Here is a 2223-nt window from a genome sequence, read left to right as displayed (position 1 = left end):
CGGCTCACCGGTCGAGTTGCCGTGGGGCGGCGGTTTGGCCGCCCAGCAGCGGTGCAGGTTAGGCGGCCCCGTGTAAGGCAACCCGCGCCCCCTCCTGGTGCCCGCGGCGCGCCCCCCCCCCGCCGCCCCCCCGGCGCCCGGCCCCGGCCCCCCTCGCTGCTTGCCAACGCCGTGATCAGCTATGTGGTCATCGGCGGTGTACCGAAGGGGTTACTCCGACTTACTTCCCCTTCTTCGCCTCCAGGAGCGGCGTCTGGTACTTGGCCAGCATCTTCATCTTGTTCTTGTCGATCGTCTTCCAGTCGTTCTTCAGCACACCGCCGGTGTCACCCGAGTCCGGGTTCCAGGTCCAGTAGGTGTAGCTGATCTGGTGCTTCTTGAGGTAGTCCATCAGGGCGTTCTGCCAGACGGCCTCGGAGCTCTTACCGGCGGTCTTCTTACCACCGAACTCACCGAGCAGCAGCGGGGCGATGTTCTGCTTCTTGATGTACGCCCAGTGCTTCTCCCAGATGGCCGGCATGTTCTTCGGGAAGTCCTTCGCCATGAACCAGTTCTGGTTGTAGACGCCCGGACCGTAGTCGTGGGCCGAGTAGACGACCTTGTTCGGCTCGTCGAGCTTCACCGGGTGCTTCTTCACACCCTGGAGGTCACCGCCCCACCAGAACTGCTCGTTCTTGTGGCGGTCCGTACCCTCGACGAAGATCAGCCAGTTCTTGTTGACCTTGTGGATGGCGTTACCGGCCTTGGTGGCCGCCAGCTGCCAGTCGGTCTTCGGGTTGCCGTCGCCCCACGTGGCCTGGCCACGCGGCTCATTGTGCAGGTCGGCGCCGATCACCCGGTCGTTGTTCTTGTAACGCTTGGCCAGCTGGACCCAGTCGTCCATCCACTGCTTCTCGGAGAGGCTCTGGGAGTGCCACAGCTCACTCTGGCCGTACTGGTCCGGACGGTGCTGGTCCAGGATCACCCGGATACCACGGTCGGTGGCACCCTTGACGATCTTGTCCATGATCTGCTGGGGGGTGAGGCCCTTCAGATCGGGGTTCTTGTGCCAGTCGATGCCATTGGGCTTGGCGGACGACTTGAACATGTCGTTCGCGTACGGCAGGCGCATGGTGTTGAAGCCCTGCTTGGCCATCTGGTCCAGCATCGACTCCCAGTTACGGGTCCACAGGCCGTGCGGCGCGTAGGTGCCGGTCTCGAAACCGAACCAGTTCACACCGGTCAGGACGACCTTCTTGCCGTCGGAGTCGACGATGTCGCCCTTCTTGGTGGTCAGGGGACCCTCGCCCGCGCCGGTGGCCTTGGCGCCGACGGCGGAGGTGGTGGTGGCCGACTGGCCATCGGAGTTGTTCACCGCGAAGGCGGTGACAGTGCCACCCACGGCAGCAGCAGCGACGACGGCCGCGGCGATACCGAAGCGGAGACGCTGCGAGCGCGGCGCACGCTTGGTCTCGGTGGTCGGGGCGTTGTTCTGATCCATGGGGGAATTCATTCGGAGATGCTCCTGAGCAAATCGGGTACTGCGGTTTTCAGGACGCTGGGGTTGTTCGTCGGAGATTCCAGACATTCCATCTGCGGGTCGGAGACTGCGGTCAGCCGGACAATCCGCGCGGACGGTAGGAGTTCGCCGATCAGGCGGACCAACCGCTGCGCTTGCCAGCTGGGCTCATCCACGTCGATCAGCACCACATCCGGCTGCATGTGATTAGCCAGAGAAATTGCCTCTCGGGCCGACCCTGCAATTCCGGATAGCTCCAGTCCGGGCTCCTCGACAACGAGATCGGCGAGAGCACTCAACACCAATGGGTGGTGCTCCACGACGAGAACTCTGTGCATCGATGGGAGCTCCTTCGGGGCTTGTCCTTTCGCTTCACGACATTAGGGAGTGACCGCGGTCGGAATCGCCGTACGCCTGGCTGAAATCTGCGTACCTCAATTGCGGGAATTCCGGGCACACCAAACGGCCGAATTCCGCGTACCTCAGTTGAGGTAGAGGAATTCGGCCGTTTTATATGGATTATGTCCGTTTTGGTGGGTGATTCGGAGTGCTCAGGAGGCGCTCAGGGGGTGCTTGGGGGCCGCCCAGGGCTCCTCAGGACATGCGAAAGGGGGGGGGGGCGGGGGGGTGCGGGGGGTGCGGGGGGTTGGGGGTGGGGGGTGTCGGCTGGGGCGGGGCCCCGGGTGCGCGGGGGCCGCGCGGGCCCCCCCGGCCCGGGGGAACGG

2 protein-coding genes are annotated in these 2223 nt (G+C 64.5%); both read right to left on the bottom strand.

Annotation, left to right across the window (positions count from 1 at the left end):
- Positions 1–220: 220 nt before the first annotated feature.
- Positions 221–1480, bottom strand: a complete 1260-nt coding sequence (locus ACFXB5_RS41080) for a glycoside hydrolase family 5 protein (protein WP_385218475.1) — start codon at positions 1478–1480, stop codon at positions 221–223.
- Between the two features lie 8 nt (positions 1481–1488).
- Entirely contained in the window at positions 1489–1836 is a 348-nt protein-coding gene (locus tag ACFXB5_RS41075; RefSeq protein ID WP_020870319.1) for a response regulator, read from the bottom strand.
- Positions 1837–2223 lie beyond the last annotated feature (387 nt).

It is taken from the genome of Streptomyces sp. NPDC059455, from assembly GCF_042750115.1.
Classification (GTDB): Bacteria; Actinomycetota; Actinomycetes; order Streptomycetales; family Streptomycetaceae; genus Streptomyces; species Streptomyces endocoffeicus.
This window is presented reverse-complemented; position numbering and strand designations above follow the sequence as displayed.